Source organism: Streptomyces sp. NPDC094448, assembly GCF_044763775.1.
GTDB lineage: Bacteria > Actinomycetota > Actinomycetes > Streptomycetales > Streptomycetaceae > Streptomyces.
The window spans coordinates 48,719-74,378 of record NZ_JBIWGU010000017.1 but is presented as its reverse complement, the minus strand read 5'-3'; the positions used below and the strand labels follow the sequence as shown (position 1 = coordinate 74,378).

22 protein-coding genes and 1 pseudogene are annotated in these 25,660 nt (G+C 72.8%); 1 reads left to right on the top strand and 22 read right to left on the bottom strand.

Annotated features, from left to right (window positions below; all coding sequences use genetic code 11):
- Positions 1-289 precede the first annotated feature (289 nt).
- From dprA to ACIQ9E_RS27900, 21 genes and pseudogenes are all read right to left on the bottom strand, one after another.
- Positions 290-1,558 (bottom strand): DNA-processing protein DprA, encoded by a 1,269-nt coding sequence (gene dprA, locus ACIQ9E_RS28000; protein ID WP_403711672.1) that lies wholly within the window; start codon positions 1,556-1,558, stop codon positions 290-292.
- Positions 1,555-3,168, bottom strand: a complete 1,614-nt coding sequence (locus tag ACIQ9E_RS27995) for a YifB family Mg chelatase-like AAA ATPase (protein WP_403711670.1) — start codon at positions 3,166-3,168, stop codon at positions 1,555-1,557. The genes dprA and ACIQ9E_RS27995 overlap by 4 nt, the downstream gene beginning before the upstream one ends.
- Positions 3,168-3,530 (bottom strand): YraN family protein, encoded by a 363-nt coding sequence (locus ACIQ9E_RS27990; RefSeq protein ID WP_403711668.1) that lies wholly within the window; start codon positions 3,528-3,530, stop codon positions 3,168-3,170. Before ACIQ9E_RS27990 ends, ACIQ9E_RS27995 begins: the two co-directional genes overlap by 1 nt.
- A 217-nt stretch (positions 3,531-3,747) precedes the next feature.
- Complete coding sequence (locus tag ACIQ9E_RS27985; protein ID WP_003965949.1) at positions 3,748-4,056, bottom strand: DUF2469 domain-containing protein; 309 nt, start codon at positions 4,054-4,056, stop codon at positions 3,748-3,750.
- A gap of 55 nt (positions 4,057-4,111) precedes the next feature.
- Positions 4,112-4,675 (bottom strand): NUDIX hydrolase, encoded by a 564-nt coding sequence (locus ACIQ9E_RS27980; RefSeq protein WP_403711666.1) that lies wholly within the window; start codon positions 4,673-4,675, stop codon positions 4,112-4,114.
- A complete protein-coding gene (lepB, locus tag ACIQ9E_RS27975; protein ID WP_403711664.1) occupies positions 4,665-5,405 on the bottom strand; it encodes a signal peptidase I in 741 nt (246 codons plus the stop codon). Before lepB (ACIQ9E_RS27975) ends, ACIQ9E_RS27980 begins: the two co-directional genes overlap by 11 nt.
- Positions 5,406-5,492: 87 nt before the next feature.
- Positions 5,493-6,647: a signal peptidase I gene (gene lepB / locus ACIQ9E_RS27970; protein WP_403711821.1), complete on the bottom strand. Its 1,155-nt coding sequence runs from the start codon at positions 6,645-6,647 to the stop codon at positions 5,493-5,495.
- A pseudogene (lepB, locus tag ACIQ9E_RS27965) lies at positions 6,568-7,666 on the bottom strand (signal peptidase I); the annotation flags it as partial. The pseudogene lepB (ACIQ9E_RS27965) and the gene lepB (ACIQ9E_RS27970), both read right to left, overlap by 80 nt.
- Positions 7,659-8,594: a signal peptidase I gene (gene lepB, locus ACIQ9E_RS27960; RefSeq protein ID WP_403711662.1), complete on the bottom strand. Its 936-nt coding sequence runs from the start codon at positions 8,592-8,594 to the stop codon at positions 7,659-7,661. The pseudogene lepB (ACIQ9E_RS27965) and the gene lepB (ACIQ9E_RS27960), both read right to left, overlap by 8 nt.
- Before the next feature lie 89 nt (positions 8,595-8,683).
- The gene (gene rplS / locus ACIQ9E_RS27955; RefSeq protein ID WP_146482539.1) at positions 8,684-9,034 is read right to left on the bottom strand and encodes a 50S ribosomal protein L19; all 351 of its coding nucleotides are present in this window, start codon (positions 9,032-9,034) and stop codon (positions 8,684-8,686) included.
- Between the two features lie 128 nt (positions 9,035-9,162).
- Entirely contained in the window at positions 9,163-9,984 is an 822-nt protein-coding gene (gene trmD / locus ACIQ9E_RS27950) for a tRNA (guanosine(37)-N1)-methyltransferase TrmD (protein WP_403711661.1), read from the bottom strand.
- Complete coding sequence (rimM, locus tag ACIQ9E_RS27945; protein ID WP_403711660.1) at positions 9,984-10,583, bottom strand: ribosome maturation factor RimM; 600 nt, start codon at positions 10,581-10,583, stop codon at positions 9,984-9,986. The genes trmD and rimM overlap by 1 nt, the downstream gene beginning before the upstream one ends.
- A 229-nt stretch (positions 10,584-10,812) precedes the next feature.
- Entirely contained in the window at positions 10,813-11,052 is a 240-nt protein-coding gene (locus tag ACIQ9E_RS27940) for an RNA-binding protein (protein WP_005311361.1), read from the bottom strand.
- Between the two features lie 2 nt (positions 11,053-11,054).
- Positions 11,055-11,492 carry a 30S ribosomal protein S16 gene (gene rpsP / locus ACIQ9E_RS27935; protein ID WP_006346303.1) on the bottom strand — a complete coding sequence of 146 codons (438 nt, stop codon included), beginning with the start codon at positions 11,490-11,492 and terminating at the stop codon, positions 11,055-11,057.
- Between the two features lie 204 nt (positions 11,493-11,696).
- Positions 11,697-12,290, bottom strand: coding sequence for a hypothetical protein (locus tag ACIQ9E_RS27930; RefSeq protein ID WP_040913943.1), 594 nt, complete (start codon positions 12,288-12,290; stop codon positions 11,697-11,699).
- A 579-nt stretch (positions 12,291-12,869) separates the two neighbouring features.
- Positions 12,870-14,798, bottom strand: coding sequence for an ATP-dependent zinc metalloprotease FtsH (ftsH, locus tag ACIQ9E_RS27925; protein ID WP_403711658.1), 1,929 nt, complete (start codon positions 14,796-14,798; stop codon positions 12,870-12,872).
- 207 nt (positions 14,799-15,005) lie between these two features.
- On the bottom strand, positions 15,006-16,556 hold the full coding sequence (gene ffh / locus ACIQ9E_RS27920; protein ID WP_403711656.1) for a signal recognition particle protein: 1,551 nt from the start codon (positions 16,554-16,556) through the stop codon (positions 15,006-15,008).
- A gap of 152 nt (positions 16,557-16,708) precedes the next feature.
- Positions 16,709-19,276, bottom strand: a complete 2,568-nt coding sequence (locus ACIQ9E_RS27915) for a [protein-PII] uridylyltransferase (RefSeq protein WP_403711654.1) — start codon at positions 19,274-19,276, stop codon at positions 16,709-16,711.
- Positions 19,277-19,367: 91 nt separating this feature from the next.
- On the bottom strand, positions 19,368-19,706 hold the full coding sequence (locus tag ACIQ9E_RS27910) for a P-II family nitrogen regulator (RefSeq protein WP_006346309.1): 339 nt from the start codon (positions 19,704-19,706) through the stop codon (positions 19,368-19,370).
- Positions 19,703-21,097, bottom strand: coding sequence for an ammonium transporter (locus tag ACIQ9E_RS27905; RefSeq protein WP_403711651.1), 1,395 nt, complete (start codon positions 21,095-21,097; stop codon positions 19,703-19,705). The genes ACIQ9E_RS27910 and ACIQ9E_RS27905 overlap by 4 nt, the downstream gene beginning before the upstream one ends.
- Positions 21,098-21,512: 415 nt before the next feature.
- Positions 21,513-23,021 (bottom strand): hypothetical protein, encoded by a 1,509-nt coding sequence (locus ACIQ9E_RS27900; protein WP_403711819.1) that lies wholly within the window; start codon positions 23,019-23,021, stop codon positions 21,513-21,515.
- 471 nt (positions 23,022-23,492) lie between these two features.
- Between ACIQ9E_RS27900 and ACIQ9E_RS27895 the strand changes: the two genes are divergently transcribed.
- Positions 23,493-24,218: a bifunctional DNA primase/polymerase gene (locus ACIQ9E_RS27895; protein ID WP_403711649.1), complete on the top strand. Its 726-nt coding sequence runs from the start codon at positions 23,493-23,495 to the stop codon at positions 24,216-24,218.
- Between the two features lie 66 nt (positions 24,219-24,284).
- On the opposite strand, the gene ftsY is transcribed toward ACIQ9E_RS27895, so the two are convergent.
- Positions 24,285-25,505, bottom strand: a complete 1,221-nt coding sequence (gene ftsY / locus ACIQ9E_RS27890; protein WP_403711647.1) for a signal recognition particle-docking protein FtsY — start codon at positions 25,503-25,505, stop codon at positions 24,285-24,287.
- Between the last annotated feature and the right edge of the window lie 155 nt (positions 25,506-25,660).

Here is a 25,660-nt window from a genome sequence, read left to right as displayed (position 1 = left end):
GCGGGGAGAGGCCGGGCGGGTAGGGCGGTTGGTGCGGGGGAGGCCGGGCGGGTGGTGCGGGGAGTGGGGGTGCGGGCGCCGTGGGGGTACGGGTGCCTTGGCCGGAGGTGGTGAGCGTAGCGTGACTGAATGGTCGCAGTGGGCGAAGGCCGGTGGGCGACCGCGCGCAAAGGGTTCCGCCGTTCCGGTGTCCGGGTGCCGGCGTTGCGACGGCGTACGCCGGTCTTGGGATGCGGCGGACGGCCCGGCTGGGGTCGCCCCCATCACTTTTTCACCCGAATGCCCCGGATCAAGGACCGCCTCGCCGCGTGTTCGACTCGCGATGCGCGCGGGGGGCCAGGGTCCAGCTCTCCCCCGTGCGTTCGACGAATCCCAGCGCGTGGAGTTCGTACAGTTTGGCGAGCGTTCTGTCGGTGGTCGTTCCTGCGACGGTGGCGAGATGTGCGGGGTGGGCGCTGCCGCGGGCGGGGAGTGCTTCGAGGACTCTGGCGCTTTCGGGGTCCAAAAAGTCCTGCGGGTGGACGGGGCCGCGTCGCCGGGGTGTCAGTTCGCCGATCCGGCCGGTCATTTCGACGATGTCGTCCGCGTCGGTGACCAGGGTGCCTTCGGTGCGCAGCAGTTCGTGGACTCCGGCGGAGAGGGTGCTGGTGGCGGGTCCGGGCACGCCCATGACGTGGCGCCCGAGTTCGCGGGCGTGGCGGGCGGTGACGAGGGAGCCGCTGCGGTAGGCGGCTTCCACGACGACCGTGCCCCGGGTGAGTGCGGCGATGACGCGGTTGCGGAGGACGAAGCGGCTGCGGGTGGGGTGATCCCCTGGTGGTAACTCGCCGATGACGATGCCTTGTTCGCTGATGCGGCGGAGGAGTTCGGTGTGTCCGGCGGGGTAGCAGACGTCGACGCCGCAGGCGAGTACGGCGGCGGTGGCACCGTCGGCGGCCAGGGCGCCGCGGTGGGCGGCGCCGTCGATTCCGAAGGCGGCTCCCGAGACGACGACCCAGCCGCGTTCGGCGAGGCCGGTGGCGAGGGTGGTGGCCATATGGGTGCCGTAGGGGGTGCAGGCGCGGGCTCCGACGACGGCGACGGAGCGCAGGGCCCAGGTTCTGAGGGGGGCCGGCCCTCTGGTCCACAGGCCGATGGGGCGGGCGGGGCCGAGGTCGTCGAGTTGGGTGGGCCAGTCGGGGTCGCCCGGGCAGATGAACCGGCCGCCGGTGGTGGTGATGGTGTCGAGGTCGCGGTGGGGGTCGGCGGCGGCTGCGCGGGCCCGGTAGGCGGCGAGTCTGCGTGGGCCGGCGCCGGGCAGTGGGGGTTCGCCGCGGGGGCTGTCGGTGGAGGTGGTGATCCGGTCGAGCAGTTCGCCGGCGCCGAGCCGGTCGAGCCACTGTCCGGCTCGGCGGTCGCCCGGTTCGATGATGCGGGTGAGGGCGGCGCGGGCGATGCGGTCCCGGTCGTCGGGCGGCGGCCGGTGGATGCCGGTGTCCGGCGGGTGCGGATGTCCGGCGACGGGTCCGGGTCCGGTCGGGGTGGTGGGGGCGGGGTGGTGGGTGTCGTGGCCGGTCATCGGGGGCCTCCCCCGGTGGGGATGGTGGTGCCGCGGGGTACTCCGGTGCGGAGTTCGAGGGCGAGGTCGACGTCCTGGGGTTCCGGGCGGTCGCGGCCCGCGAGGTCGGCGACGGTCCAGGCGACGCGGAGGACGCGGTCGAGTCCGCGGGCGGTGAGGAGTCCCCGTTCCATATCGCGTTCGGGGCCGTTCAGGGCGCCGGGCTGGACGGGCCAGCGGGTGCGGAGTTCATGGCCGGGGATTTCGCTGTTGACGGTCCAGGGGGTGTCGCGGAGACGGTCGGCGGCGCGGTGGCGGGCCTGTTGGACGCGGTCGGCGACGGCGTCGCTGGACTCTCCGCGGCCTCCTCGGCCCATCAGGTCGGCCCGGTGGACGGGGTCGACCCGGACCCGGAGGTCGACCCGGTCGAGCAGGGGTCCGGAGAGCCGGGCCTGGTAGCGGCGGATGACGGCGGGTGGGCATTCGCAGCCTCCGCCCTGGGTGGAGTGGCGGCCGCAGGGGCAGGGGTTGGCGGCGAGGACCATGAGGAAGCGGGCGGGGAGCCGGACGACTCCGCCGCTGCGGGCGATGACGACCTGGCCGGACTCCAGGGGTTGCCGGAGCGCATCGAGGGCTTTGACGGTGAATTCGGGTGCTTCGTCGAGAAAGAGAACCCCGCGGTGGGCGAGGGATACGGCTCCGGGGCGGGGCAGTCCGTTGCCGCCGCCGACGAGGGCGGGCATGGTCGCCGAATGGTGCGGGGCGCAGTAGGGGGCGCGGTGGACGAGCGGCTGGCCGGGCGGGAGGATGCCGACGACCGAGTGGACGGCGGTGACTTCCAGGGATTCGCGCCGGGTCAGGGGCGGGAGGAGGCCGGCGAGCCGTTCGGCGAGCATGGTTTTTCCGGCGCCGGGCGGGCCGGAGAGCAGGAGGTGGTGTCCGCCCGCGGCGGCGATTTCCAGGGCGGTGCGGGCCAGGTGCTGGCCTGCGACGTCGGCGAGGTCGGGGTGGCCGTGGGGGCAGTGGGCGAGTCCGGTGCCGACTCCGGCTCCGGGGACCATCAGTCCGGCGAGCATGGGGTCGGGGCCGTCGGAGACGGGTTCTTCGGCGGGGACGGGTTCGTCGTTGAGGACGGCGATGAGCTGGCGGAGGCTGCGGACCCCGAGGACCGAGATGCCGGGGACGAGGGCTGCCTCGGCGGCGGTCTGTTCGGGGACGACGATCTGGCGGTAGCCGGCTTCGGCGGCGGCCAGGACGGCGGGCAGGACTCCGCGGACGGGCCGGACGCGTCCGTCGAGTCCCAGTTCACCGATGAGGACGAGGTCGGCGATGGCGCGGGCGTCGACGCGTTCGGAGGCGCCGAGGACGGCGCAGGCGACGGCGAGGTCGAATCCGCTGCCGCCCTTGGGTACGGAGGCGGGGCTGAGGCCGACGGTCAGTTTCTTCTGGGGCCATTCGGCTCCGGAGTTCACGACGGCGGCCCTGACCCGGTCGCGGCTCTCGGTCAGGCTCTTGTCGGGGAGTCCGACGAGGGTGAAGGCGGCGATGCCGGGTTCGAGGTCTGCCTGGACCTCGACGACGACGCCTTCGACGCCGACGAGGGCGACGGAGCAGGCGCGGGCGAATCCCATCAGGCCACCCCCCTGGCGTGTTCGACGACGGGGGCTCCGCGCCGGGGCAGCAGGACCCCGACGAGGTCGATGCGGATGCCGCCCGGTGGTGGTCCGCCGTGCCGTTCCAGCCAGCCTTCGGCGAGGCTTCGCAGCCGGGCGGCTTTGGTGGGTGTGATGGCCTGCATCGGGTGCTCGAAGGGGCCGGCCCTCCGGGTCTTGACCTCGCAGACCACCACGGTGTCGCCGTCGCGGGCGACGATGTCGATCTCACCGGTGCGTCCGTAGCGCCAGTTGCGGGCGAGGACCGTCATTCCGGCATCGGCCAGCAGCCGTACCGCGAGGTCCTCGCCGTACTGTCCGAGTGCCCCTGTGGCGTTCATCTCGGCACCACCTCCTGGCACCGAGGGTGACGTGCCGTCCGCCGGCGTGTGGATCTTGGTGGACAACCGGCGGGTTGTGGAGAACCTGCTCACCCGTGCGGGTGAGCCGACGGCAGTACGGAGGGGCCGGGAGGGCCTGCGCCGGGAGCCGGCCGAGGGCCCGTGGCCGGGCCGGGTCCGCGGATATGCGGGCCCGGCACGATCCGGGAGAAGGGATCTAGCCGCCCGGGAGTTCGAGGTCGCTCTTGTTGAGTTCTTCGATGTTGACGTCCTTGAACGTGAGGACCCGGACCTGCTTCACGAACCTCGCCGGCCGGTACATGTCCCACACCCAGGCGTCGGCCATGGAGACCTCGAAGAAGACCTCTCCCTGCACCGAGTGGACCTGCATCTCGTAGTCGTTGGTGAGGTAGAAACGGCGCTCGGTCTCGATCACGTATTTGAACAGCCCGACGACGTCCCGGTACTCCCGGTAGAGCTTCAGCTCCATCTCGGTCTCGTACTTTTCGAGGTCCTCGGCGCTCATGGCATGTTCCCCTTCAGCCGTGCGTCCCCCCATTGTGCGTCAGCGGCTCCCGCCCCTAGGCGATTTCGGGGTCGAGGACCACCGGCGTCCGCGGAGGGCCCTCGTCGAGCATGGTGCGCAGCAGCTCGGCGAGCCTGGTCGGGTACACCGTCTCATGCGCCGCGGACAGTTCGGCGGAGGTCCACCACCTGAGCCCGGTGACACTGCGCCGTTCCAGGTCGGTCAGGGCCCCGGGGCGGAGGGTGGTCTGCGCCGTACGGGCGAGGAAGTACCACTCGTCCTGTTCCCAGCGGCGTCCGTCGAAGGGGAAGGAGCAGTGCCGCAGCCAGATGACGGGGCCGAGCCGTACCTCGGTGATTCCGGTCTCCTCGGCCAGTTCCCTGAGGGCGGCCTGCTCATGGGTCTCGCCGCTCTCCAGCCCGCCGCCGGGGGTGAACCACCAGCTTGTGCCGGGGTGGTCCGGCTCATGTGCGTGGATCAGCAGAATGCGGTCGTCGGGGTCGAGGAGGACGATACGGGCGGCCCGCCGCGGCCCGCCCGGGGTGTCCCGGACGTCGGGGGTGCCGGGATGACCTGGAGCGCCGGGGGTGCCCGGGGCCGGGTTCGCTTCAGCGGACACCGGTCGCCGCCTCGTTCCGCCGCTTTCGGCCGAGTCCTGCGGCGGCCAGGCCGTACGCCGATCCGCCGAAGATCAGTACGGTGCCGGTGGCCATGGCCCACAGCAGCGGCTCCAGCGGCCCGGAGCGGGAGATTCCGCCCGGCAGGTCCGCGAAGGCCTCGGGCCGCTCCGGGAAGGATCCGGGCAGGGGCCAGACGACGGCGTCGACCCGGGCTTCCACCGCGGAACGGGGTACCGCTCCCCCGGCGGCGTCCTGGAGGTGGGTGCGGGAGTCGAGGGAGCTGCCGCGTTCGTCGCCGAGGAGGAAGAGTTTTCCTTCGGGGACGGTGGTACTGAAGCCGGTGGGCGAGGCGGGTCCGCCGCCGCGGACGTACGGTTCGTCGACGGCCGTCCCGTTGACCGTGAGCCGCCCGTCCCGGCCGCAGCAGGCGACGGTGTCACCGCCGACGCCGACCACCCGTTTGATCATCGGTGCGTCGCCCCAGGCGGCCTCCCGGAACACCACGATGTCCCCGCGCCGTACCTCGTCCCCGTCGATGCGCTCGGCGAGCACCCGGTCGCCGACGCGCACGGCCGGGGTCATCGAGTCCGTGGGCACCAGATACGGCTGGTAGAGCAGGGCACCCCAGGCGAAGCCGCCGAGGAAGAGCACACAGCCGACGGCCACGGCCAGCCCCGACAGTCTGCTGCCGAGCCGGCCGTGGCCGTCGTCCGTACGTCCTGTTGCCATCCCGGCACTCCCCCGGCTCGCGAGGGCGACCGCGCGCCCTGCCCCGGGACGGCACCCTACCGGGCGGTATCGCGGGCCGCGTCCCCCTTACGGGGCTTCCTGCGTCCTTCCCGCGGTGATCTGCGCCGGGGTCTCGCGGGCGATCAGCCGGCGCCTGCGCCACAGCACCAGCGGTACGGCGCCGAGCGCGCCCATGACCAGCGGTGCGGAGGAGGCCGTCAGGGCGGCGGCCTGCTCGTTGATGCCCTTCTGGTCGTACGTCGAGGGGATCGGCAGGGTCGCCCAGCGGTTCAGCGGCCAGGCGATCACCACGGCGCGTCCGACGACCTTGTCGACCGGGACGAAACCGCCGTTGATGTCCTCGGTGTGGTAGCGGGAGTCCCGGGAGTTGGAGCGGTGGTCGCCCATCACCCAGATCTTGTCCTTGGGGACCGTCAGCGGACCGAAGGGCTGGTCGTCGCAGGGGGTGTCGCCGGGGAAGATGTACGGTTCGTCGAGCGCGACGCCGTTGACCTTGACCGGTCCGCCCTTCTTGCACTCCACGGTGTCGCCGCCGATGGCGATCGTCCGCTTGATCAGGTCCTTCTCCTCGGCCGACGGCATCAGGCCGATGAAGCTGAGGAATTTCTGCATCACATTGGGCTCGGGCGTGGGCTCGCCCTCCAGCCAGCCGCCCGGGTCGTGGAAGACGACGACTTCGCCGCGCTCCGGTTCGGAGCCGAACCACGGGGTCAGCTTGTCCACCAGCACCCGGTCACCGCGCTGGAGGGTGTTCTGCATGGAGTCCGAGGGGATGGAGAACGCCTGGACCAGGAAGGTCTTGATCAGCAGGGCCAGCACCAGGGCGATACCGATCAGGATCGGCAGTTCCTTCCAGAACGACCGCTGGGCGCGGGGGCGGGCCTCGCCCTCGTCGTCGCCGCCTTCACCCGTACCGGAGGAGCCTCCCGACGAGGAGCCGTCCGACGACGGGGGTAGCGGGGCGCCGCCGCCGGAACCGCCCGCGCCGCCGTCACGCGGCGCGCCGGGGCCCAGCGGGCCGCCGGGGCCGCTCGCACCGCCTGCCGTGTGCTCTCCGTCGTCGCTCTTCAGCGAAGCGGCCACGGAGGACGTGGCCACCGGAGGCGCGGCGGACGCCGACGCTGCCGGGGCCCCGGCAGCTCCCGGGGCCCCGGGGGGCCCGTCGGGGCCCTCGGGCCTGTCCTCCGGCTGCTCGTGTCCGGACCGCGCGCCGACCGCCACGTCCCCCACATCAACTCCTCAGTCTGTGTGAACCGTCCACCCGCAGGCCCCGGAAGTCTCCGCAGGACGAGCAGACCCGTCACTCCCATAACGAGCGAGAGTTCCGCAGGGCTCGGGAGGACGGCCATTCCTTTGTGGTCCTGGGACGACAGGGTATGCGACGGATCTGTGGCCGCCCCCTCGTCCGCATGCGCGTTCGGTACGGAGGAGTAGACCTCCTGCCCGTCGAGCCGGGTCCAGTGGCGTACGGGCCAGGCGATCACCACGGCCCTGCCGACGACCTCGTCGACCGCGACCGTACCCTGCCCCTCCTCGTCGAGATGGGCCCGGGAGTCCGCGGAATCCGCCCGGTGGTCGCCCATCACGAACAGCCGTCCCTTCGGCACCTTCACCTCGAAGGCCCGAGCCGAAGGAACGTTTCCCGGATTGATGTACGACTCGATGAGCGGGACGCCGTTGACGGTGACGCGCCCGTCCCTGTCGCAGCAGGCCACGGTGTCGCCACCGATCGCGACGACCCTTTTGATCAGATCCTGCTCGCCCTCCGACGGCAGCAGCCCGATAAAGGTGAGCCCCTGTTTGATCTGTTTGACGACGACCGGGTCGTCCTTCTTCGCGGGCAGCGCCTGATCGCCCGCGAGCCAGCCGCCGGGGTCCTTGAAGACGACCACGTCCCCGCGCTCCGGTTCGGAGCCGAACCACGGGGTCAGCTTGTCCACCAGCACCCGGTCGTCGATCCGGATCGTCTGCTCCATCGACCCGGAAGGGATCACAAAGGCCTGGACGAGGAAGGTCTTGAGCACCAGCGCGATCAGCAGGGCCACGCCGACCAGCAGCGGGATCTCCTTCAGCGCCGACCGGCGCCGTCTCCGCCGTACCCGGCGGGCGAGCCGGCGCCGCTCGGCCCGGCCGGGCAGGGCGGGTGAGCCGGGCAGGCCGGGCGAACCGTCGGCGGGGCGGGTTCCGGTGGGCAGCGGGGCATCCGTACGGCGGCCGGGGGGCCGCCCCCGCCTACCCATGGGGCCGTCCGCCGACCGCTCCCCCGCCGGGTGGCGGCGCACCGGGCGTCTCCGGTGCGCCCGGAGCGCCGGGTCCGCCCCCGCTCCAGCTGCCCGGCGCGTCCGGCGCGGACCCCTCGGGCGCGTCCGGGACCCGGGCGAAGGCATCCGTAACTCCCGGGGAGCCCCAGCGCCCGGCGGGCCATACGATCCAGTCGGCCCGCCCGATCACGTTCTCCACCGGCACCATGCCGCCGCCGGGGTCGCCCAGATGGTCGCGGGAGTCGCGGGAGTCGCTCCGGTGGTCGCCCATGACCCACAGGGTGCCGGGCCGGACGACGATGTCGAAGGCCACATCGGAAGGCGCGTCGCCGGGGTGCAGATACCGCTCGTCGAGCGGGGTGCCGTTCACCGTGATCCGGCCCTCCTGATCGCAGCAGACCACCCGGTCGCCCCCCACGCCGATCACCCGCTTCACGAAGTCGGTCTCGTCGGGCTCGGCGAGCCCCACGGCCGCGAAGGCGCCGCGGACCGCTTCCCGGACCGGATGGGCCGCCGCTCCCTCCCGTACGAAGGAGCCCGTACCGTCGAAGACGATCAGATCGCCGCGCTCCGGTTCCGCGTCCGCTCCGTACGCCAGCTTGTTCACCAGCACCCGGTCCCCGGTCCGCAGCGTCGGCTCCATCGAACCGCTGGGGATATGGAACGGCTGCGCCACAAACCGGCTGACCAGCAGGACGGTCCCCAGACAGACGACCGCCAGCAGCGCCGACCGGCGCCAGGTGCCGCCCAGCAGACCCGCCACCCGGGCCGGGCCCGGAAAACGCCCGGAGCGCGACCCCTCTTCCACGGTCCCGGCGGCAGTGCCGGGCTCCGCCGCCGGGACGGGGTCCGGGCGGTCGGTTGCGGAAGAGCGGTCGCGCTCCGTGCGTGTGTTCTCGGTGTCCATCGCGGACGAGCCTATCCGGCCGCGCTGTGGACCCCTGCGAGGCGTGAGCCCCGGCCCGCCGGTCCCTCGGGGACCGCCGGGCCGACGGTTCAGCGGTCGCGCTTCTCCTTGATCTTCGCGGCCTTGCCGCGCAGCTCACGGAGGAAGTACAGCTTGGCGCGGCGGACGTCACCACGGGTGACCAGCTCGATCTTCTCGAAGATCGGGCTGTGGACCGGGAAGGTCCGCTCGACACCGACGGAGAAGGAGACCTTGCGGACCGTGAAGGTCTCGCTGACGCCGGCGCCCTGGCGGCGGATGACGACACCCTTGAACTGCTGGATGCGGGAGCGGTTGCCCTCGATGACGCGAACGTGGACGTTCACGGTGTCACCGGGGCGGAAGGCGGGGAGGTCGGTCCGCAGGGAGGCGGAGTTGACCGCGTCGAGCACGTGCGACATGTTCGTCTGCTTTCTTCACCGATGCCACAGGTCATCGGCGGGAGAGGGATGAGTTCAGGGGCCGTCCCGTCGGAGCGGGCGTCGTGTCCCCCTGTGGCAGGGGCGCACGCCGGACGTACGGCAGCGGCCTATTCTTCCACGGCCTCCGGCCCGCGCCAAAATCGGCCGTCGGGCTCGGGCGCCCAGCCCAGCAGGGAGAGGATCTCGCGGTCCTTGCGGTCGAACTCCGCGGGGTCGCAGCGTTCCAGCAGATCGGGCCGGTGGGCGGCGGTACGGCGCAGCGCCTCGTCCCGGCGCCAGCGGGCGACCTTGCCGTGGTGGCCGCCGGTCAGCACCTCGGGGACGGCCCGGCCCCGCCAGACCGGGGGCTTGGTGTAGACGGGCCCTTCCAGCAGGTTGGCCATGGCGCCGGGCGCGAAGGAGTCGTCGCGGTGGGATTCGGCGTTGCCGAGGACGCCGGGGAGCAGCCGGGCCACCGCCTCGGTGATCACCAGGACGGCTGCCTCGCCGCCCGCGAGGACGTAGTCGCCGATGGAGACCTCGTGGACCGGCATCCGGGTGGCGTATTCGTCCGTGACCCGGCGGTCGATGCCCTCGTAGCGGGCCGGGGTGAAGATCAGCCAGGGCTGCCGGGCGAGGGCGACGGCGGTCTGCTGGGTGAAGGGGCGGCCGCTGGGGGTGGGGACGACGAGGACGGGGTCGTGGGCCCCGGACTCGTAGCCGTCGGCGAGCGCGGAGTCGAGGGCTTCGCCCCAGGGCTCGGTCTTCATGACCATGCCGGGGCCGCCGCCGTAGGGGGTGTCGTCGACCGTGTTGTGCCGGTCGTAGGTCCAGTGGCGCAGATCGTGGACGTGGACGTCGAGCCGGCCGCGGGCGCGGGCCTTGCCGACGAGGGAGACGTCCAGCGGTTCCAGGTACTCGGGGAAGATCGTGACGACGTCGAGGCGCATCAGGCGCCGTCCTTCGCGGGCCCCTGACCGTGACCGCCGGGGCCGTCGGCCGGGTCGGTCCCGGCGTCGCGGGCCGAGGCGATCTCCGCGCGGTCGTCGAGGAGCCCGGGCGGCGGGTCGACGACGATCCGCTGTTCGCCGAGGTCGATGGTGGTCACGATCTCCTCGACGAAGGGGATCATCACCTCGTCGCCGTCGGGCCGCTCCACGATGAACAGATCCTGCGAGGGCAGATGGCTGATCTCGGTGATCCGGCCGACGGGGGTGCCGTCGGCGAGGACGACGTCGAGGTCGACGAGCTGGTGGTCGTAGTACTCGTCGGGGTCCTCGGGGGTCTCTTCCGGGTCCACGTCCGCGATGAGCAGGGTGTTGCGGAGGGCCTCGGCGGCGTTGCGGTCGTTCACTCCCGTGAAGCGCAGCAGCAGCCTGCCGCTGTGCACCCGTCCGGTCTCGATGGTCAGCGGGCCCGTGCTCGCCGGATCGGTGGCCAGTACGGCTCCGGGGCCGAGCCGCAGCTCCGGCTCGTCCGTCCGCACCTCGACGGTGACCTCGCCCCGGATGCCGTGGGCACGGCCGATCCGGGCGACTACCAGATGCACTTCGTTGCCTCTCCTGTGGTTGAGCCCCGGGCCGGGGCCGGGGGTCCGCCCGGGCACGGCCGGGCGGGCGCCGGAGCACCGCGGTATCGGCGGTACGGCACTGAATCCGACACTACGGCCGCTGCGGCCGGTCCGCCGGTACGGCCTGCGGTACGGCCCCGGACAGCGAGACGGCTCGGGCCGGGGGAGGTGGTGGTCCTCCCCCGGCCCGAGCCGGTACTGCTCTTGTTCAGCGGACCTGGTCCACGTCGACGAGGTCGACGCGGATACCACGGCCGCCGATGGCGCCCACGACGGTGCGCAGAGCGCGCGCGGTGCGGCCGTTGCGGCCGATCACCTTACCGAGGTCGTCGGGGTGGACCCGGACTTCGAGAACGCGCCCGCGACGCAGGTTGCGCGAGGCGACCTGGACATCGTCGGGGTTGTCGACGATGCCCTTGACGAGGTGCTCAAGAGCCTCCTCGAGCATGCTCAGGCCTCGGTCGACTCGGCAGCGTCAGCCGCCTCGTCCGCCTTCTTGTCGGACTTCTTGGCCTTCTGGGTGATGGCCTCGCCCTTGGGCTCGCCGTCCTCCAGAGTCTTGGCGAACTCGTCGAACGCGGCGCGCTTGTCGGCCTTCGGCTCGGCCACCAGCAGCGGCGCCGGGGCCGGCAGGCCCTTGTGCTTCTGCCAGTCGCCGGTGAGCTTCAGGATCGCGAGGACCGGCTCGGTCGGCTGGGCGCCGACGGACAGCCAGTACTGGGCGCGGTCCGAGTCGACCTCGATGCGCGAGGGGTTCTGCACCGGGTGGTACAGGCCGATCTCCTCGATGGCCCGGCCGTCACGGCGGGTACGGGAGTCGGCGACGACGATGCGGTAGTGAGGCGAACGGATCTTACCGAGACGCTTCAGCTTGATCTTGACTGCCACGGAAGTGGTGTCTCCTGGTCTTGACGTGGTTGGGCACAACGGGATGCCACGTGGGGTTGCGGTACTCGGGGTGCCCGATGGACGCGTCAGCCGGAGGAGAGAGGGGTCCTGTGCGGCCGTCGAGTACAGCTTGCCATTGTGCCACACGCCGATGACGCGCTGCCCCCCGGACCTGCGCCGCCCCCGTCAGGCGGCCGGCCGGGGTCAGCTCGCCGCGGCGACCGGTTCGGGGATACGGAAGGGTTTGCCGCAGCCGCCGCAGACGATCGGCGCCTGGGCGAGGACCGAGGGGACGACCCGGACGTTGCGGCCGCAGTCGCAGACGGCCTTCACCCGGACGCCGCCGCCCGAGGAGCCGTGCCGGGCGGCCGGTCCGCGGAAGGAGCGTTTGGTGTCGGACGCCGTGGCGACGGTGTGCGCCTTGAGGGCGCGCTGCAGCCGTTCGATCGTGGGGCGGTACCGCCTCTTGGCCTCCGGGCTGAGCACGACCAGCGAGAAGCCGCTGCTGGGATGCGGCTCGTCGGCGTGGTCGAGGCCCATCTCCTCGGCGATCGCCAGGAATCTGCGGTTGTGGTAGCGGCCGGCGCGGGAGGTGTCGCGGACACCTCGTGCGGCGGCGATGCCGTGGACTGCCTCGTGGAGCAGTCGCTCGAAGGACAGCTCGCCGCCGCAGGCGGACGACGACTCTCCGATCAGGGACTCTGGCGCGGCGAGATCCGGCAGCTCGGCGTGGTGCCGTTGAATGTCGGCCCATGCCTGTGCCAGCTCTGCGGCGAGAACAGGTGGTGTCGTGCTCACGTCGTGATAACGAGCCTGGGCGGCCCACGGTTCCATTACGGGGCATCCCAAATATTTTGCACGTACCCGTCAGTTGGCATTGATGCGTCCCGACGAGGGCGGGTACGCCGATCTGCGGAGAAGGCTCCCAGTGGGCACCAAGGTGGTACGTAGCACCTCGTACGGCGGTACATGCCGAACTGGTGCGAAACATTGCCCCACGGGCTTACGCCCCGGGCTCCCCGGACGTCCGGGCCCGGCACGGGCCCTCGCCGGTCCGGGTCGGCCGCCGGCGGGCTTCCCGGCCGGGCCGCAGGTCCGACCGCGTCTCCGGCTCCATGGCGGGCTGTGTGTCCGACTGCGGGTCCGGCTTTGCGTCCGGACTGCGGACACCGTACCGAAACGGCCCGCCCGAAAAGGCCCTTTCTCCGTTTCTCCCCCGTGTCCCGGCTGTTTCCGTGCCGTGTACGGCCTGTATACGGGCCGTACACGGCCTGTGTACGGGCCGTACACGGCCTGTGTACGGCAGGTGTCCTGCCGTGAACGGCGCGTCCAAGGCCCCGGCGCGGTCCGCGCCGCCGGGGGCGGGTGCGGTATCGCTCAGGTGTCGCCCTTGGCGAGCCGGGGGATCCCCGCGGCCTGGTAGGCCGCTTCCTCCTCCAGCGTCTCGTGCTCCAGCAGAGCCTGGGCCAGCGCGTCCAGCCGGTGGCGGTTCTCCCGCAGCAGCCGGCAGGCCTCCTCGTAGCACTCGTCCACGATCCGCCGCATCTCGTGGTCGACCGAGTCCAGGGTGGCGGGCGCGGCGGAGAGTCCGTACGGCACCTGGGGATCGCCCGGGACCGCGGTCAGCCGCCCCACCCGTTCGCTCATCCCCCAGCGGCCGACCATGCCTCTCGCCAGCCCCGTGACCTGCTCCAGGTCGCTCTCGGCGCCGGTGGTCACCACCCCGTAGACGATCTGTTCGGCCGCCATTCCGCCGAGGGCTCCGATGATGCGGCCGCGCAGATACTCCTCGGTGTACGCGTACTTGTCGGCCTCCGGGGTCGAGAGCGTGACGCCCAGGGCCCGGCCGCGGGGCACGATCGTCACCTTGCGGACCGGGTCGGCCCCGGGCTGGAGCATCCCGAGGAGGGCGTGGCCGCTCTCGTGGTACGCCGTGCGCCGCCGGTCCTCGGCGCTCAGCACCAGGGGCCGTTCGGCGCCGAGCTGGACCTTCTCCAGCGCCGTGGTGAGATCGGACTGGGTGACGGCGTCCTCGCGCCGCTTCACCGCGAGGAGGGCCGCCTCGTTGGCGAGATTGGCGAGATCGGCCCCGGTCATTCCGGGGGTGGCGGCGGCGATCCGGGCGAGGTCGACATCGGGGGCGAGCGGGATCTCGCGGGTGTGGATGGTGAGGATGGCTTCCCGGCCGGGGCGGTCGGGCGGGGAGACCTGGACAATCCGGTCGAAGCGGCCGGGCCGGGTGAGCGCCGGGTCGAGGACGTCGGCGCGGTTGGTGGCGGCCAGCACGACCACCCCCTCCGATCCGGTGAAGCCGTCCATCTCGGTGAGGATCTGGTTGAGGGTCTGTTCGCGTTCGTCGTGGCCGCCGAGTCCGGCACCGCCGCCGCGCACCCGGCCGATGGTGTCGATCTCGTCGATGAAGACGATCGCGGGGGCGACCTTGCGGGCCTCGGAGAACAGCTCCCGGACCCGGCCGGCGCCCACTCCGACGATCATCTCGATGAACTCGGAGGCGGAGGCGGAGAAGAAGGGCACCCCGGCTTCCCCGGCGACGGCTCTGGCGAGCAGGGTCTTGCCGGTGCCGGGCGGTCCCGCCAGCAGGACACCGCCGGGCATCCGGGCGCCCATCCGGCGGTAGGCCCCGGGGTTCTTGAGGAAGTCGACGACATCGTTCAGCTCGCCCTCCACCTCGTCGATACCGGCCACATCGGCGAAGGTGGTGCGTTTCTTGCCGGGGAGCAGTTCGACGGGTTTGGGCGGCTCCTTGCGGCCGAGGAGCCCGCCACCGCCGCCGAGGGCCGCGCCCATCCGGCGGGCCGCGAACACCCAGACGGCGATGAGGAGGAGGATCGGGAGGAAGGCGAAGAGCAGGGAGGACCAGATGCTGGTCTTCTGGACGACCGGCTCGGCGGTGACCGTGACGCCCCGCCGGGTCAGCTCGCCCCAGAGGTCGTCGGTGGCGAAGGCGGGCCGCTGGGTCCTGAACTTGGTGTAGTCGCCGTCGCCGCCGGGGACCGGGGCCTTCTTCTTCAGCTCTCCTTCGATCGCCTCGTCCTTGGAGTAGATCTTGGAGATATTGTCCGCGGTGACCTGTCTGCTGAATTCCGTGTACGAGACGGTGGGCTCTTCGCCGCTCTTGCGGAACTGGGAGAGCACCAGGCTCGCGATGAGATAGACCACCGCCGCCGTCACGAGCAGCCCCCACCAGCCGCCGGGCATTTTCCGCCGCGGCGGCGGGGTCGGCGGGGTGCCTTCGGAGCGCCAGGGGTCGTCGGGCGCCCGGCGCGGCGGCGCGGGGTTGCTCATACGGGGACGTTAAGACAGAAGGACGTCGTCGGCATCCCCTGTGGAAAACCACCTGTGGACAACCCCGCGGGGCTGCCGGCCGTCACCGGCCGGGATGCGGACGCCGTCCTTCCGTCCGGGCGGTGCCCGGACGGACCGGTCGGCCGCCGCGGGCACGGGCCCTGGGCCCGGCCGACGGGGCGCGGGCCCGGCCCACCCGGGGGGTGGTCAGCGCATGAACTTCTTGAACTCGTCCGGCAGCTCGAAGGACTGGTCCGTGTCCCCGGCCGGAAGGCCGAAGGCCCCGCCCTGGGTCGCCTGCTCGCGGCGCTCGGCGGCGGCCTGCTCGTCCGCCTTGCGCTTCATCGGGTTGCCGCTGCGGCGCTTGCCCTTGGCCTGCTTCTGCTGCTTCTTCTGCCGGCCGGGCCCGCCACCCATGCCCGGCATCCCCGGCATGCCGGGCATTCCGCCGCCCTGGGCCATCCGGGACATCATCTTGCGGGCCTCGAAGAACCGCTCGACGAGGCTCTTGACGGCGCTGACCTCGACACCGGAACCGCGGGCGATCCGGGCCCGGCGGGAGCCGTTGATGATGGTCGGCTCGGCCCGCTCGGCGGGGGTCATCGACTTGATGATCGCGGCGGTGCGGTCGACGTCGCGTTCGTCGATGCTGTTGATCTGGTCCTTCATCTGGCCCATACCGGGCAGCATGCCGAGCAGCTTGGAGATGGAGCCCATCTTCCGGACCTGCTCCATCTGGGCCAGGAAGTCGTCGAGGGTGAAGTCCTTGCCCTTGCTGCTCGCCAGCTTGGAGGCCATCTTGGCGGCCTCTTCCTGGCTGAAGGTCTGCTCGGCCTTCTCGATCAGCGAGAGCACATCGCCCATACCGAGGATGCGGGACGCCATACGGTCCGGGTGGAACGCGTCGAAGTCGTCCAGCTTCTCGCCGTTGGAGGCGAACATGATCTGGCGGCCGGTGACGTGCGCGATGGAGAGCGCGGCACCGCCGCGGGCGTCGCCGTCGAGCTTGGAGAGCACGACGCCGTCGAAGCCGACGCCGTCGCGGAAGGCCTCGGCGGTGTTGACCGCGTCCTGGCCGATCATGGCGTCGACGACGAAGAGGATCTCGTCGGGCGATACGGCGTCGCGGATGTCCGCGGCCTGCTGCATCAGCTCCTGGTCGATGCCGAGGCGGCCGGCGGTGTCGACGACGACCACGTCGTACTGCTTGGCGCGGGCGTGTTCGACGGAGTCCTTGGCGACCTGGACCGGATCGCCCACGCCGTTGCCGGGCTGCGGCGCGTACACGGCGACACCGGCGCGCTCGGCGACGACGGAGAGCTGGTTGACCGCGTTGGGGCGCTGGAGGTCGCAGGCGACCAGCAGCGGGGAGTGGCCCTGGGCCTTGAGCCAGCGGCCGAGCTTTCCGGCCAGCGTGGTCTTACCGGCGCCCTGGAGACCGGCGAGCATGATCACGGTCGGGGGCTGCTTGGCGAACCGGAGCCGGCGGGTCTCGCCGCCGAGGATGCCGATCAGCTCCTCGTTGACGATCTTGATGACCTGCTGGGAGGGGTTCAGCGCCTTGGAGACCTCGGCGCCGCGCGCCCGCTCCTTGATGTTGGCGATGAACGCCCGGACCACGGGGAGGGCGACATCCGCCTCCAGCAGCGCGATCCGGATCTCGCGGGCCGCGCCGTCGATGTCCTCCTCGCTGAGACGACCCTTGCCCCGCAAGGTTTTGAAGGTGTTCGCCAAGCGGTCGGAGAGAGTATCGAACACGGCGCTCGTCGGTCCTCAAGGTCGGGGGCAACAGGGAATCGCCCTCCAGGGTATCCGGCCCCGGCGGGTGCCCGCCCGCTCCGGTGCCCCCGGCCCCGGTCCGCCCGGGACCGGGACCGTCCGCAGAGGGGCCGGAGCCGGTCCCGCGGGGCTCAGCGCAGGGCTCGCGCGAGGGTCCGCGCGAGGTCTTCCGCGGCGTCGGCGGAGAGCGGGCCGCCGCCGTCCGCGGTGAGGTAGAAGGCGTCGACCGCGTTGGCGCCGAGCGTGCTGACGTGGGCGCTGCGGACCCGTACACCCGCGTCCTCCAGGGCGAGCCCGATGCGGTGCAGCAGTCCGGGGGCGTCCGGGGCGCGGACTTCGAGCACGGTGGCGCGGCGGGAGGCGTCGGCGGCGACGGTCACCCGGGGCGGGGGCGGCTCGGCGCCGCGGCGGCGGGGCCGGGCTGCGTCGCGTTCGGCGAGCCTGGCCCGGAGGCCGAGGGAGCCGTCGAGGGCGCGGACGAGGTCGGCGCGGAGCCGGGCCGGCTGCGGCAGGGCGCCGTAGGCCGCGGCCACCCGCCAGTTGAGGACGAGGACGGCGTCCGTTCCGGCGGCGGGCAGGGCGAGTTCGCGCAGGTCGGCGGAGCGGACGGTGAGCCGGTGCAGGGCGAGCACCCCGGCGACGGCGGGCAGGACACCGGGCCGGTCGGGGAGGGCGATCAGCAGTTCGGCGCCGACGGGTTCGGGTGCTCCGCCGTCCTCGGCTGCCCGGCTGCCGCTGTCGTCGCCGTCGCCGTGGCTGCGGAGGGCGAGCACGGGCCCGCCGGTGCGCAGGGCCTCGACGGCGAGCCGCTCCTCCTCGGCGCCGGGTGCGGAGGCGGCGGCCGGGGCGGCGCCGTCGAGGACGGCGCCGGTGCGTTCGGCGAGGTCGTCGACGAGAAGGGCCCGCCAGCCGGACCAGGCCGCGGGCCCGGTGGCCAGCGCGTCGGCCTCGGTGAGGGCGACCAGGAGCTGGAGCGTCCCCATGGTCCCGACGGCATCGGCCACGGTCCGTACCGTGGCCGGATCCTCCGGATCGCGCCGGGTCGCGGTCTGTACGAGCAGCAGATGGTGGCGTACGAGGGCGGCGACGACGGCCGCGTCGGCGGCGTCGAAGCCCATCCGGGCGGCGGTGTCCCGGGCGATGGTCTCCCCGGCCTCCGCGTGGTCGCCGGGCCAGCCCTTGCCGATGTCGTGCAGCAGGGCCGCGACGAGGAGCAGATCGGGGCGGTCGACGCGGCGGGTGAGTTCGGCGGCCCGGACGGCGGTCTCCACCAGGTGTCGGCCGACGGTCCAGAGGTGGACGGCGTTGCGCTGCGGGCGGTGGCGTACGCGTTCCCAGTCGGGCAGCAGCCGGGTGATCAGGCCTTCGGCGTCGAGGGCCTCCCAGACGGCGACGGTGGGCTCTCCGGCGCCGAGGAGGGTGACGAACTCCTCGCGGGCTTCGGCGGGCCAGGGTACGGGCAGCGGCGGGGCGGTGGCGGCGAGCCTCCGGACGGCGTGCGGGGAGAGCGGCAGCCCGGCCTGGGCGGCCGCGGCGGCGGCCCGCAGCAGCAGCACCGGGTCGCGTTCGGGCCTGGCGGTACGGGCGAGGGCGACCTCCCCGTCGTGTTCGACGACGCCGTCGGCGAGGGGGGTGCGTTCGGGTTCGGCGCGCCGGGCGCCGCCGGTGAGGACGGTCCGGATCCGGCGGCGGGCGCTGCGGGCGCGCAGGACCCGGTGGACCTCGCGCCAGGTGACGTCGCCCGCGTAGGCGATGGTCCCGGCGGCCTCGTACACGCGGCGGAGCAGGGCGTCGGCGTCGAGGACGCCGAGCCGGGCGGCGGTCTGGTCCTGGTCCTCCAGGGCGAGCCGGTCGCCGGCGCGGCCGGTGGTGAGGTGGAGGGCGTCGCGGGTGTCGAGGAGGGTGCGGCGGGCGTCGGCGAGTCCGTCGCGCGGGGCGTCGGCCAGCCAGGAGGCGGCGACGGCGCGCAGTGCGGTGGCGTCCCGGAGTCCGCCGCGGGCCTCTTTGAGGTCGGGTTCGAGGAGGTGGTGGAGGTCGCCGTGGCGTTCGGCGCGTTCCCGGCAGAGTTCGGCGAGTTCGGGGAGGCGTCCGGGGGCGCGGTTGCGCCAGTCGGCGAGGACGGTGGCGCGCAGGGAGGCGACGAGTCCGGGGTCTCCGGCGACGGGCCGGGCGTCGAGGAGTCCGAGGTGGACCTTGAGGTCGGCGCCGGCGGTGGTACGGACCTCGGCGGGGGTGCGTACGGAGTGGTCGAGGGCGAGGCCGAGGTCCCAGACCGGGTACCAGATGCGGTCGGCGAGCGCGGCGACGGCACGGGGGTCGGCGGTGCCGTCGTGGAGGAGGAGCAGGTCGAGGTCGCTGCGGGGGGAGAGTTCGCCCCGGCCGTAGCCGCCGACGGCGACCAGTGCGGAGCCGGGTACCCGGGTGTCCCGCTGTGCGACGCGCATCAGATGGCCGAGCCACCGGTCGGTGAGTGCGGCGAGTGCGGCGCGGCGGGGCGCTCCGGGCGTCCGGGGGTCGTTGAGCAGGTGCAGCCGGGCTGCGGCGTATCCGGCGGCGGGCTCGGCGGCCCCGGGCGCCGGGCGGGCCGGGTCCGGCGCCCGTACAGGAGTCGCGGGGGTGGCGGGTGAACCGGCCGGCCCGGTTCCGGGCGCCGGGGGCGGGTCCGTCCGCGCTGTCGGTGGTTCGTGGCTCCGCACCATGGGTTTCTCCTCCGTTGGGTTCCCGCCGCCGTCCGGAACGCCCGGTCCCGGGTGCCGTGCACGGGCGCACGGCCCCGGGGCCCCGGGCGGTTCAGAGGGCGTCGGGCCCGCGTTCGCCGGTGCGGACGCGGACGGCCGTGTCGACGGGGACGCTCCACACCTTCCCGTCCCCGATCTTGCCGGTGCGGGCGGCCTTCACGACGACCTCGATGAGCTGTTCGGCGTCGTCGTCCTCGGCGAGGACTTCGATCCGGATCTTGGGGACGAGGTCGACGGTGTACTCGGCGCCGCGGTAGACCTCGGTGTGCCCGCGCTGGCGTCCGTAGCCGCTGGCCTCGGTGACGGTCAGGCCGTGGACCCCGAAGGCCTGGAGCGCCTCTTTGATCTCGTCGAGCCGGTGCGGTTTGACGACGGCGGTGATGAGCTTCATGCGTCCACCTTCCTGGTGCTGTCCACGGTCACGAGCAGATCGCCGGATTCACCGGGGTCACCGGAGGCTTCGGAGTCCGGGGCGGGGGCTGCCGCCGTCCGGGTGCCGGTGCCGCCGCCCGCGCCGCTGAAGTCGTACGCGGTCTCCGCGTGCTCGTGCCGGTCGATGCCGGAGATCTCGACCTCTTCGTCGACCCGCATGCCGATGGTCCGGTGGAGGACGAACGCCAGGGCGGCCGAGACCACCAGGGAGTAGGCGAGGACGGCCGCGACGCCGATGGCCTGCTTGCCGAGCTGTTCGAGACCGCCGCCGTAGAAGAGGCCCTTGGCGTCGGACTGTACGCCTCCGGTGGCGAAGAAGCCGACGAGGAGGGAGCCCGCGATACCGCCGACCAGGTGAACGCCGACGACGTCGAGGGAGTCGTCGTACCCGAGCTTGAACTTCAGTCCGACGGCCCAGGCGCAGAGCACACCGGAGATCGCGCCGACGGCGATGGCGCCGAGCGGGGAGACGGCGCCGCCCGCGGGGGTGATCGCGACCAGTCCGGCGACGGCGCCGGAAGCGGCGCCCAGGGTGGTGCAGGCGCCGTGCCGGAGCTTCTCGTACGCCAGCCAGGCGAGCATCGCCGCGGCGGTCGCGACCTGCGTGTTGACGAACATGACCGCCCCGACGCCGTCGTCGTTGCCGAGCCACGATCCGGCGTTGAAGCCGAACCAGCCGAACCACAGGAGGGCGGCGCCGAGCATCACCAGCGGCAGGCTGTGGGGCCGCATCGGGTCCTTCTTGAAGCCGACCCGTTTGCCGATGACGAGGATGACGCCGAGGGCGGCGGCCCCGGCGTTGATGTGGACGGCGGTGCCGCCCGCGAAGTCGATGACGCCCATCTCGAACAGCCAGCCGCCCGCGCCCCATACCCAGTGGGCGACGGGGAAGTAGACGACGGTGGCCCACAGGGTGATGAACAGGGCCCAGGCGCCGAATTTGACCCGGTCCGCGAGGGCGCCGCTGATCAGGGCGGGGGTGATGACGGCGAACATCAGCTGGAAGACGGCGAAGACGTAGACGGGGACGGTGTAGCCGTCCCAGAGTTCGGTGACGCCGATACCGCTCAGCCCGGCGTAGTCGGACGACCAGCCGATGACACCGCCGTGGTCGGTGCCGAAGGCGAGGCCGAAGCCGTAGAAGACCCACAGGAGGGTCACGATGCCGAGGCTGATGAAGCTCATCATCAGCATGTTGAGGGTGGATTTCACCCGGACCATGCCTCCGTAGAAGAAGGCGAGTCCGGGTGTCATCAGCATCACCAGGGCGGAGCAGATGAGCAGGAAGCCGGTGTTGGCGGCGGACAGTGCCGGGGCTTCCGCGGCTAGCGTCGGGATGCCTTCGGGCATCGGCGTCTCCTCGTCGTCGGTGCGGCCGCGTGCGGTGGGACCTGCGGGCGGGGCCGGGGACGGGCCCGCCCGGGGGACGTGGGGGGCATGGACGACGAGAGTGGCGTGGCGGGGTTTCGGGTGATGGGGCCGCTTGTTTCGCGCCGGTGACGAAGGGGGCGGCCGTGTTACGCGGCCATGAACGCCGCCGGCGGGCCGCAGGGGCACGGGGCGGGTACCGAGCCGGGTACGGGGTTCCGTACGGAGCGGATACGGGCCGGTACGGGCGGTGGCGGAGCCAGGACGGCACCGCGGGGCGGCCCGGGGCGGGTGTGCTCCGCCGGCGGGAACGGCATACGGGCCTTCGGGGCCGCCGGGGAGGCGGCGGGGCATCCGCCGGGGGCCGGGGGTGGACGCTCCCCCGGCCGGCCGGTCGTCAGACGGCCCGCGCGGTCTCCGGCAACTGCGCGGTCAGCTTGTCCGTCAGGTCGAGAACCTCGGCGACGTCACCGAAGTCCCGGGCCGCGGTGTCGACGGTCTTGCGGAGCCGGTTGTTGACGCGTTCGGAGCGGACCCGGCGGGCGACGGTCAGCGCCTGCCCGGCCAGTTCGGTGGCCTGTTCGGGCTCCCGCTTCAGCAGATGGACGGTGGCCATGCCGATCAGGTTCAGTGCGTAGGACCGCTGGTGGACCGGATCGTCGTGGAAGAGCCGGACCGCGCGGTCCATCAGGGGTTCGGCGAGGGAGGCGTAGGTCGGGCTGCGCCCGGCGACATAGGCGAGATCGCGGTAGGAGTGGGCGTTCTCGCCGTTCAGTTCGGCCTCGTTGAAGAAGCGGATCCAGTCCGGTTCGCGTTCGCCGTCGAGACCGGCGTCCGCGAAGGTGTCCTCGGCCATCCGGACGGCCCGTTTGCATTTGCTGGGCTGGCCCATATTGGCGTAGGCGCGGGCCTCCATCGCGTAGAGCATGGCCTGGGTACGGGCGGTGGCGCAGTCGCGGCTGCCGTACTGGGCGAGGTGGACGAGTTCGAGGGCGTCGTCGGGCCGGCCGAGGTGGATCATCTGGCGGCTCATGGAGGAGAGGATGTACGAGCCGAGCGGTTTGTCCCCGGCTTCCTTGGCGGCGTGCAGCGCGAGGACGAAGTACTTCTGGGCGGTGGGCTGGAGGCCGACGTCGTAGCTCATCCAGCCGGCCAGCTCGGCCAGCTCGGCGGCGCAGGTGAAGAGGCGGGCCGCGGAACGCTCCGGATGGGCTTCCTGGAGGAGGTCGGTGACCTCGTGGAGCTGGCCCACGACCGCCTTGCGGCGCAGCCCCCCGCCGCACTGGGCGTCCCACTGGCGGAACATGACCGTCGTGGACTCCAGCAGCTCCAGTTCGGGGCCGGAGAGCCGGGGCGGGCGGTGGCCGGACTGCGGTCCGGGGGCCGGGGTGCCGGGGGCGCCCGGTTCGCCGCCGGGGGTCGGCACCAGCCAGCGCTGCATCGGTTCGACGAGGGCGGGCCCGGCGGCCAGCGCCAGCGACGTACCGAGGAAGCCGCGCCGGGCCAGCATCAGGTCGCTGCGGGAGAACTCGCTGAGCAGGGAGACGGTCTGCGGCCCCGCCCACGGCAGGTCGACCCCGGAGGACGAGGGGGTCTGGTGTGCCGTGCGCAGCCCGAGGCTCTCGACGGCGACGACCGTGCCGAAGCGTTCGGAGAACAGTTCGGAGAGGATGCGGGGAATCGGTTCGCGCGGCTGTTCGCCGTCCAGCCAGCGGCGCACCCGGGAGGTGTCGGTGCTGATGTGGTGGGCGCCCATCTCCCGGGCCCGGCGGTTGACCTGCCGCGCCAGTTCTCCTTTGGACCAGCCGCTGCGTACGAACCACGAACCGAGCAACTCGTTCGGGCGCTTGCCGGTTCCGGTGTTCGCACCGGTTCCGCTGCCGTCCACTGGTACGCCCCCATTCATGAAGTTCATGAGGCCCGGGACGGAAACCCGGGGCCTGAAATCCGAAGCCGTCGGCCGGAATCCCCCACCGGCCGCTGCCAGGATGCCGCGGCCGGGAGCCTTATGTACGGAACTTGCAGAAAGGTCGACCGAATCCACACAGGTGAGCGGGGCGACTCCGGCAGGTCCGACGGCAGACACTGTCCCAGAGTTCGGGCACCGAAAGTAATCCTACGATCACCGCTCGATGCATCGGAATCCAGAAACGCCACCATTCGCCACCCCTTCGAATGAACTCCCCGGCCGCCGGGCGCGATTCACTTGACAGTGGGCGGGCCGAAGTCGGCGGATCGGTGCACCCGTCGGCGTGTGGCGCGAAGTTCACTCCCCCTCGCACCTCGGTGCGCCCTCACACCTTCACCGGTTGCGACGCTGTGCCACGAGGACACTTCGGGTCGTAACCACCGGCGAGCAGATGACGTTGGAGGGGGCATGGGCTTCACGATCGGCGGCAGCCGGGGGATCCGGGACATCCGGTCCGCCCGGCCCGGCTCTCGGCGTCGCGGACGCGCGGCGGAGCGTGCGGTGACGGCGGTGGCGGAGTACACCGGGCTGTGGGGCTGGGCCGTGGTGCCGGGCGCCGGGGCGGTGGCGGACGGCGGGGCCGGGCCGGGGGGCGGGTGCCCGTGCGGTGCCGCCGAGTGCCGCTCCCCCGGGGTGCATCCGCTGCCGTTCGCCGCGGAGATCCCGGCGGGTGCCACGCTCGACGAGGTGGGCGAGGCCTGGGCCGCGGTGGCCGGAGCGGCCGTGCTGCTACCGGTGGGGCGCTCCTTCGACGTACTCGATGTGGCGGCGGACGCCGGGCGGCGGGCGCTGGTGCGGATGGAGCGGATGGGGCTGCCGCTGGGGCCGGTCACGGCGGGCCCGGACGGGCGCTGCCGGTTCTTCGTGGCGCCGGGTGCCGCTGCCGCGCTGCCGGAGCTGCTGTACCGGATGGGCTGGGACGACGCCGATCTGGATCTGCACTGTCCGGGTCCGGACGAGTACATCGCCGCTCCGCCGTCGGAGTTCGCAGGGCCGGGCCCGGTCGACTGGCTGCGGCCGCCTTCGCTGGACACGGCCGCGGCGCCGCCGGAGGCCCGGCTGCTGCTGGGGACGTTGGCGTACAGCTGTCACCGCTCGGCGGTGCAGGGCTGCGCGGGGGACCGTACGTCCTGAGCGGCCCCGCCCCCGGCCCGGCCGCCGCGCCGCTGCGGGACGGCGGGCCCGGGGGCGCCGGCGGGTTCAGTCGCCGATGAGGGCGTCGACGAACGCCTCCGGCTCGAAGGGCGCGAGATCGTCCGGGCCCTCGCCCAGTCCGACGAGCTTCACGGGTACGCCCAGCTCGCGCTGGACGGCGACGACGATGCCGCCCTTGGCGGTGCCGTCGAGCTTGGTCAGGACGATGCCGGTGATGTCGACGACCTCGGCGAAGACCCGGGCCTGGACGAGCCCGTTCTGCCCGGTGGTGGCGTCGAGGACGAGGAGGATCTCGTCGAGCGGACCGTGCTTCTCGACGACGCGCTTCACCTTGCCCAGCTCGTCCATCAGGCCGGTCTTGGTGTGCAGCCGTCCGGCGGTGTCGATGAGGACGACGTCGGCGCCCTCGGCGATGCCCTCCTTGACGGCGTCGAAGGCGATGGACGCGGGGTCGCCGCCCTCGGGGCCGCGTACGGTACGGGCGCCGACCCGCTCGCCCCAGGTCTGGAGCTGGTCGGCGGCGGCGGCGCGGAAGGTGTCCGCGGCGCCGAGGACGACCGAGCGGCCGTCGGCGACCAGGACCCGGGCGAGCTTGCCGGTGGTCGTGGTCTTGCCGGTGCCGTTGACGCCGACGACCATTACGACGCCGGGGGTGTCGACGCCGCTCTCGGTCTTCACCGTGCGGTCGAAGCCGGTGCCGATGAGGGTGAGCAGTTCCTCGCGGAGCAGGGCGCGCAGTTCGTCGGGGGTACGGGTGCCGAGGACGCGCACCCGTTCGCGCAGCCGCTCCACCAGTTCCTGGGTGGGGGCGACGCCGACGTCGGCGATGAGGAGGGTCTCCTCGATCTCCTCCCAGGTGTCCTCGTCGAGGTGCTCACGGGACAGCAGGGTGAGCAGGCCCTTGCCGAGGGAGTTCTGGGAGCGGGCGAGGCGGGCGCGCAGCCGGATCAGCCGGCCCGCGGTGGGTTCGGGGACCTCGATTTCGGGGGCGGTCCCGGCGGGCGCCGGTGCGGCGGCCTCGCCGGGTGCCTCGGCGGGGGCTCCGGCCTCCGGGAGGCCGACCTCCTCGATGGTGCGGCGCGGTTCTTCCCGGGGTGTCTCCGCCTCGTCGCCGACATGCGGCTCGGCGGGCGGAGCGGTGATGGTCGGAGTGCTCTGCGGGGCCGACGGCGGCAACTGCTTCTTACGGCGGCCGCTGATCACGAGCCCGCTGATGGCGCCGACCGCGACCAGGGCGATGACTACAGCAAGGATGACGATTTCCATAACCCACCCAGTATCGGGCACACCCCCTCCGGGTCCGCCGGGCGCGCCCGGAACCGGAAGCGGCGGCTCCGGCCGGGGGCGGCGCGGGGGCCGGGTTCCGGCCGTCCTGTGCCCCTGGCAGGACCGGGCCGGGCGGGGGCGGTACGGGGTACGGC